This is a genomic window from Pseudomonas sp. TWI929 (genome assembly GCF_039673335.1).
In the GTDB taxonomy this organism is placed as follows: Bacteria; Pseudomonadota; Gammaproteobacteria; order Pseudomonadales; family Pseudomonadaceae; genus Aquipseudomonas.
The window spans coordinates 26,086-32,875 of sequence record NZ_JBDJLK010000063.1; the positions used below are offsets into that span (position 1 = coordinate 26,086).

Consider the following 6,790-nt stretch of genomic DNA (forward strand, 5'->3'; position numbering starts at 1 on the left):
GGCCTCTTCGCGGCGGTTCGACGCCTCGATGAACCCGCTCCCACAGGTACATCACAGCCCTCAAGATGTGTGCGGTCCCTGTGGGCGCGGGCAAGCCCGTGAAGAGGCCTGGTCAGGCAACATCATTCAAACTGCTGGGCACTGATGGGTCACACAGTGAATCCCCCCACCCCCGGCCGCGATCGCATCGATATCCAGCTGCACGATTTCCCGCCCCGGATACAGCCCCGCCAGCAGCGCCCGGGCTTTCTCGTCTGCCGGCCCATCACCAAACTGTGGCGCAATGATCGCTCCATTGATCACGAAGTAATTGATGTACCCCGCCGCAAAGTCGCTGTTGCCCTTGCTGAACCTGTTGCGCCGGCCGTGCATCGGCGGCGACACCACGTGTATCTGCAACTTGCGCCCCTCGGCATCGGTGGCGCGCTTGAGAATCTCCAGGTGCTTGCGCGTCACCGCGTGGTCATACGAGTCCGGGTCGTTGTCCAGGTTGGCAACCACTACCCCTGGCCGTACGAAGCGCGCATAGAAGTCCACATGCCCATCGGTGATGTCTTCACCAGCGATGCCCGGCAACCAGATGATCTTGCTCAAACCCAGGCGCGCCTTGAGCTCGGCCTCGACTTCGGCCTTGCTCCAGTCCGGGTTGCGGTTGGCATTGATCCAGCTGCTTTCGGTCATGATGCCGGTGCCATGCCCATCCACCTCGATGGCGCCACCTTCACCCACCAGCTCGCTGCGCTGGTAGCGAGCGCCGGCCAGCGTGGCGGCACGCTTGGCCAGCTGGGCATCGTTGCGGTGGCGCTGTTTGTTGCCCCAGCCATTGAAGTTGAAGTCCACCGCCGCCAGGGCACCGTCATCGTCGACGACAAAGTTGGCGCCGATGTCGCGCATCCAGATGTCATCCAGTTGGCACTCGACAAAATGGGTGTTGTGCTTGCCGCAATGCTGCTCGGCCAGCGCGCGTTCGCTGGCCCGGCAAAACACCGTCAGCGGCTGATAACGCGCGATCGCCTGGGCGATGCGGCCTAGGGCGGCCTGCACATCGGCAGTGAAGTCCTCCCAGATCGCATCCTGGGCGCCAAAGGCGATGAACGCACGTTGCTGTGGCTCGCCCTCGTCGGGCATGAACCAGCGCCCCGGTTCTTCGGCGCGGGCCAGCCCCAGCGGCAGGCCAAGGCCGGCGCCAAGGCTGGCGGCCAGCGACAGTTGCAGGAAGGTTCTACGGCTTGGCATGGCTCAGTCCTGTGCAGTCTTGAAACGTGTCCACACGCGCATGCGTGCACGCATGTCGGCCTGTGGAATATCGCGGCCCGGGATCAGCCGGGCATAGGTGGCTTGGTCGAGGTAGATATCGGGGTTGTCGCGCATACGCGGGTCCACCGCCTGGCGCGCCTTGGCGCTGGCCGTGGGGTAGCCGGTGAAGTTGCTGATCGCAGCCATGTTCGCCGGGCGCATGACGAAGTTGATGAAACGATAGGCGTATTCCGGGTGCTTGGCATCGGCCGGAATGGCCATGGTATCCATCCACACCGTGGTGCCCTGGCGCGGCACGCGGTACTGGAAGTCCAGCTGCTTGCCTGCGGCCTCGGCAGTGCGCTGCGCCTGGACCACATCGCCGCTGTAGCCCAGTGACAGGCACAGGTTCTCGTTGACCAGTTCGGTCACAGGTTGCGACTGGAACTTGCGCACATACGGGCGAATGGCCTTGAGCAACTCGCTGGCGGCAGCCAGATCTTCACGCTTGGCACTGCGTGGCTCGCGGCCCAGGTAATTGAGGACCACGGCCAGCACTTCGTCGGGTGAGTCGATCACCGAGATGCCGCAGTCGGCGAACTTGGCGGCCAGCTCCGGCTTGAACAGCAGGTCGAGGTTGTCCAGCGGCGCATCGGGCATGCGCTGGCGGACTTTGTCGGCATTCACTGTCAGGCCGATGGTGCCCCAGGTATAGGGCACGGTGGCTTGGCTGGCCTTGGGGTACTGGGCATGCAGCTTGCGCAGGCCCGGTTCGATATCGTCGAGTGCTTCCAGGCGGCTGTGGTCCAGTGGCTGCAAGCTGCCGGCGCGCATCAGCCGCTCGGCAACGGTGTCGCCGGGGAACACCAGGTCGTAGCCACTGCGCCCGGACATCAGCTTGGCTTCCAGCACTTCGCTGCCGTCCATCACGTCGTAGATCACCTGGATACCGGTTTCGGCGGTGAACTGCTTGAGGGTGTCCTCGGCAAAATAGTCTGCCCAGTTGTACAGGCGCAGCACCGGCTGCTCGGCATGGGCCTGGCTGGCGCAGACGGCCAGCGCCAATGCGGCTAGAACGTGGCGTTTCATGCTCAGGCCCTCATCAAGGGGTGTGGGTGGGAGCCGTCCAGGGTCAGCAGCGGCGCGTACATTTCCGGGCGGCGATCACGGTAGATACCCCAGCTCAGGCGGTCTTCGCGCATGCCGGCCAGGTCCAGGTCGTGCAGCCAGATACCGCTGCTGTCGCGGTCGGCTTCGGCGAGCATGGCGCCCTTGTGGTCGCAGATGAACGACGAGCCGTAGAAGCGCATGGCCAACGCTACGTCGCTGGCGGCGACTTCCTCGCCAACGCGGTTGGCCGCCACCACCGGCAGCAGGTTGGCGGCAGCGTGGCCGCGCATGGCCACCTGCCAATGGTCGCGCGAGTCCAGCTCGGCGCAGCCGGGCTCGGAGCCGATGGCGGTGGGGAACAGCAATACTTCGGCACCCATCAGTGCCAGGCAGCGGGCCGTTTCGGGGAACCACTGGTCCCAGCAGATGCCGATGCCCAGGCGGCCGAAGGCGGTGTCCCAGACCTTGAAACCGGTATCGCCGGGGCTGAAGTATTCCTTCTCCTGGTAGCCGATGGCATTGGGGATGTGGGTCTTGCGGTACACGCCAAGCAGGCGGCCGTCGGCGTCGGCCACGGTCAGCGAGTTGAAGAAGGCATTGCCGGCGCGCTCGTACCAGCTCAGCGGCAGCACCACGCCCAGTTCGCCGGCCAGTGCCGCGAAACGCTGCAGGATCGGGCTGTCGGGGTAGGGCTGGGCGAGGGCCTGGTGCTGGTGGTCCTGCTCGATGCAAAAGTACGGGGTGGCGAACAGCTCCTGCAGCAGGATTACCTGGGCGCCTTTGGCGGCGGCCTGGCGCACCAGCTGTTCGGCGCGGTCGAGGTTGCCTGGCAGGTTCCAGCTGCACGGCATCTGCGTGGTGGCGATACGCAGCCGGCTCATGGCTGCACCTCGGGCTGCTGCTGGGTGATGCAATGAATGCCGCCACCGCCGTAGGCAATGTGGTCGATGCGCACCGGCACGATCTCCCGGCCGGGGAAGGCGTGTGCCAGTTGTGCCGCAGCCTCCTGATCGGCAGCGATGCCGTAGGCTGGCATGATGATCGCGCCATTGGCGATGTAGAAGTTGGTGTAGGAGGCACAGAACACTTCGGCGTCCTGGTCGACGGCGGCGCTGGCTTCGTACAGGTCGAGCAGTTCGAAGTGGCGGCCTTGGGCGTCGGTGGCCAGTTCCAGCGCACTGCGGTTTTCCCGCACCACTTCGGCGTATACCGAGTGCTGGTCATGGGTGGCATCGACCAGCAGCACGCCTGGGCGGGCGAAGGCGCATACGCCATCGACGTGGCCGTCGGTCATGTCGCCGGTCACGTATTGCGGGTCGCCCGGAAGCCAGATGGTCTTGCGGATGCCTAGGTGGCGGGCAAAGCAGGCCTCGAACTCGGCCTTGCTCACGCCAGGGTTGCGGTTGGGGTTGAGCAGCACCGATTCGGTGGTGATCAGCGTACCTTCGCCGTCCACATGAATCGCACCGCCTTCGTTGCACAGCGAGGTGCTGAAGCCGTCCAGGCCGAGCTGGTCGAGGATGCGCCGGCCCAGGCTGCGGTCCAGGCTGTGTTGCGACTTGCCGCCCCAGGCATTGAAGCGCCAGCTCAGGCCGGCCAGGCCATGCTGCGGGTGGCAGATGAAGCTCGGGCCGCTGTCCCGGCACCAGCTGTCATCCACGGCCAGTTCGATCAGCTCGATATTGGCGCCGCACAGGGCGCGGGCGCTGGCGACAGCGGATGGGTCGACCACCATTTTCACCGGCTCGAAGCGGGCAATGGCCGCCGCGACACGGGCGTAGTCCTGCTGGACGTCGGCCAGGCGCACGTTCCAGCCGCTTTCCCACAGCGCCTGGTTGTGCGGCCAGACCATCCAGGTTGCCGCGTGGCGGGCCCATTCGGCAGGCATACGCCAGCCGCTGTCGAGGGACAGGTGCATAGTGAACTCCGATCTATTAAGGATTTTTATCAACGAAGCCCGCCGTCGCGGGTGTTGGTGCCCATGCTATGGCTAGGCCTGGCCGGCGACAAACGATAGATTTAGCGCACATCTGATCAGCAGGGCTTATCAATCATGCTTAAACACTGGCCACCCCTGAATGCCCTGCGCGGCTTCGAGGCCGCTGCACGGCTGGGCAGCTTCCACAAGGCCGCCGAGGCGCTGAACCTGACCCAGTCGGCCATCAGCCAGCAGATCCGCAGCCTGGAAACCTACCTGGAGCAGCCGCTGTTCTATCGCAGTGGCCGTAGCGTGAGCCTGACCGACGCTGGGCACGACCTGCTCAGCACCACGCAATCGCTGTTGCAGCACCTGGCCGTGGGTATTCGTCGACTCGACCAGTACCGCAAGCCCAACCAGTTGGTGGTCAACACCAGCCCGGCGTTCGCCAGGCACTGGCTGCTGCCTCGGCTGGCTGACTTTCACCAGCGCTGCCCGGATGTCGACCTGTGGTTGTTCACCAGTTTCGAGGTGCCGGACATGGCCACCGAAACCATCGACCTGGCCATCCGTGATGACCTCAGTGCCCAGGCCGAATGCAGCTTCAGCGTGTTGCACCAGGACCAGCTTTACCCTGCTTGCCATCCGGCTTTGTTGCAAACGCCGGTGCAGCGGCGCACCACCTTGCATGGCGAGCGCGAGATGGACTGGAGCCACTGGCAGCTGGAGGGCGGCGAGGACGTGGGGCAGCAGGGCAAGGGGCTGAATTTTTCCGACCCCGGGTTGCTGCTGGATGCGGCAAGCGAAGGGCTGGGGGTGGCGCTGGTCAGCCAGTTGCTGGCGCGGCGGGCGGTGGAGGAGGGGCGTTTGCAGGCGTTGTCGGTGCAGCGCGTGCGGGGGCCGGCGTGGGCTTGCCTGGTGCATCGGGATAGCCTGGATGACCCGCTGGCGCGGCAGTTTCTGGGGTGGTTGAAAGAAGCTCTCTTGTCAGATTGAAGTTGTCTGGGCCGGCCCTTTCGCGGGTGAACCCGCTCCCACAGGTAATGCACTGGATTCAGGATTTGTAAGGTCCCTGTGGGAGCGGGTTCACCCGCGAAGAGGCCGGCACAGGCTAACCCCGGTTTTGCAACGCCATGATCACCCCGTAATATGTGTCGGATAACCTGCGGGGGTAGTCTCACCCTCTGATCAATCGGAATCGCCCCACGCGGCGCTTCCCCGGCATAAACCTGACGAGGTACAGACATTGGCCATCATTCATCCTAAGGTTCGCGGTTTCATCTGCACCACGACTCACCCGAAGGGCTGCGAGCTCAACGTCCGTGACCAGATCGAAGCCACCCGCAAGTTGGGCGTGCGCGAGGATGGCCCGAAGAAGGTCCTGGTCATCGGTGCTTCCAGCGGCTACGGCCTGGCAGCCCGCATTACCGCGGCATTCGGCTTCAAGGCCGACACCCTGGGCGTGTTCTTCGAAAAGCCAGGCACCGAGACCAAGGCCGGTACCGCTGGCTGGTACAACGCTGCAGCCTTCGACAAGTTCGCCAAGGCCGAGGGCCTGTACAGCAAGTCGATCAACGGTGACGCCTTCTCCGACGAAGCCCGCGCCAAGGTCATCGAGCTGATCAAGAACGAAATGGGCGGCAAGGTCGATCTGGTCATCTACTCGCTGGCCTCGCCGGTGCGCAAGCTGCCGCAGACCGGTGAACTGGTTCGTTCCGCGCTGAAGCCGATTGGCCAGCCGTACAAGTCGACCGCCATCGACACCAACAAGGACACCATCATCGAGGCCAGCATCGAGCCGGCTACCGAGCAGGAAATCGCCGACACCGTCACCGTCATGGGTGGCCAGGACTGGCAGCTGTGGATCGACGCCCTGGCTGGCGCCAACGTACTGGCCGAAGGCGCCCGTACCGTGGCCTTCAGCTACATCGGTACCGAAATCACCTGGCCGATCTACTGGCACGGCGCCCTGGGCCAGGCCAAGCAGGACCTGGACGAAACCGCCCTGCGCCTGGACAAGAAACTGGCCGGCGAAATCAAAGGCGGCGCCAATGTGGCGGTGCTGAAGTCGGTGGTTACCCAGGCCAGCTCGGCCATCCCGGTCATGCCGCTGTACCTGTCGATGGTGTTCAAGATCATGCAGGAGAAGGGTGTGCACGAAGGCACCCAGGACCAGCTGGACCGCATGTTCCGCGACCGCATGTACCGTGCCGACGGCGCCCCGGCGCAAGTGGACGAGAAAGCCCGCCTGCGCCTGGACGACTGGGAACTGCGCGACGACGTGCAGGATGCCTGCAAGGCCATGTGGCCACAGGTGACCACCGAGAACCTGTTCGAGCTGACCGACTACGCCGGCTACAAGAAGCAGTTCCTCAACCTGTTCGGCTTCGAGCGCGCTGACGTCAACTACGACGAAGACGTGGCTACCGATGTGAAGTTCGACTGCGTCGAGCTGTAATCGGCATTAGCCTGTACCGGCCTCTTCGCGGCTGAACCCGCTGCCACAGGTATTTCATTGCCTGTGGC

General features: G+C 64.4%; 6 protein-coding genes. 2 read left to right on the forward strand and 4 right to left on the reverse strand.

Annotation, left to right across the window (positions count from 1 at the left end):
- Positions 1–126: 126 nt before the first annotated feature.
- The 4 genes from ABE456_RS21125 to ABE456_RS21140 are packed head-to-tail and all read right to left on the reverse strand — an operon-like array spanning position 127 to position 4,264.
- The gene (locus tag ABE456_RS21125; protein WP_346645656.1) at positions 127–1,236 is read right to left on the reverse strand and encodes an agmatine deiminase family protein; all 1,110 of its coding nucleotides are present in this window, start codon (positions 1,234–1,236) and stop codon (positions 127–129) included.
- Between the two features lie 3 nt (positions 1,237–1,239).
- On the reverse strand, positions 1,240–2,325 hold the full coding sequence (locus ABE456_RS21130) for an extracellular solute-binding protein (RefSeq protein WP_346645657.1): 1,086 nt from the start codon (positions 2,323–2,325) through the stop codon (positions 1,240–1,242).
- 2 nt (positions 2,326–2,327) lie between these two features.
- Positions 2,328–3,227 carry an N-carbamoylputrescine amidase gene (gene aguB, locus ABE456_RS21135; RefSeq protein WP_346645658.1) on the reverse strand — a complete coding sequence of 300 codons (900 nt, stop codon included), beginning with the start codon at positions 3,225–3,227 and terminating at the stop codon, positions 2,328–2,330.
- On the reverse strand, positions 3,224–4,264 hold the full coding sequence (locus ABE456_RS21140; protein ID WP_346645659.1) for an agmatine deiminase family protein: 1,041 nt from the start codon (positions 4,262–4,264) through the stop codon (positions 3,224–3,226). Before ABE456_RS21140 ends, aguB begins: the two co-directional genes overlap by 4 nt.
- A 135-nt stretch (positions 4,265–4,399) precedes the next feature.
- On the opposite strand from ABE456_RS21140, the gene ABE456_RS21145 reads away from it, so the two are divergent.
- Positions 4,400–5,260: a LysR substrate-binding domain-containing protein gene (locus ABE456_RS21145; protein WP_346645660.1), complete on the forward strand. Its 861-nt coding sequence runs from the start codon at positions 4,400–4,402 to the stop codon at positions 5,258–5,260.
- 250 nt (positions 5,261–5,510) lie between these two features.
- Positions 5,511–6,722, forward strand: a complete 1,212-nt coding sequence (fabV, locus tag ABE456_RS21150; protein ID WP_346645661.1) for an enoyl-ACP reductase FabV — start codon at positions 5,511–5,513, stop codon at positions 6,720–6,722.
- The last annotated feature ends 68 nt before the right edge of the window (positions 6,723–6,790 follow it).

Coding starts and splice junctions, on each gene's coding strand:
- ABE456_RS21145 (WP_346645660.1), top strand. CDS start 4,400: ATGCTTAAACACTGGCCACCCCTGAATGCCCTGCGCGGCTTCGAGGCC.
- aguB (WP_346645658.1), bottom strand. CDS start 3,227: ATGAGCCGGCTGCGTATCGCCACCACGCAGATGCCGTGCAGCTGGAAC.
- ABE456_RS21140 (WP_346645659.1), bottom strand. CDS start 4,264: ATGCACCTGTCCCTCGACAGCGGCTGGCGTATGCCTGCCGAATGGGCC.
- ABE456_RS21130 (WP_346645657.1), bottom strand. CDS start 2,325: ATGAAACGCCACGTTCTAGCCGCATTGGCGCTGGCCGTCTGCGCCAGC.
- ABE456_RS21125 (WP_346645656.1), bottom strand. CDS start 1,236: ATGCCAAGCCGTAGAACCTTCCTGCAACTGTCGCTGGCCGCCAGCCTT.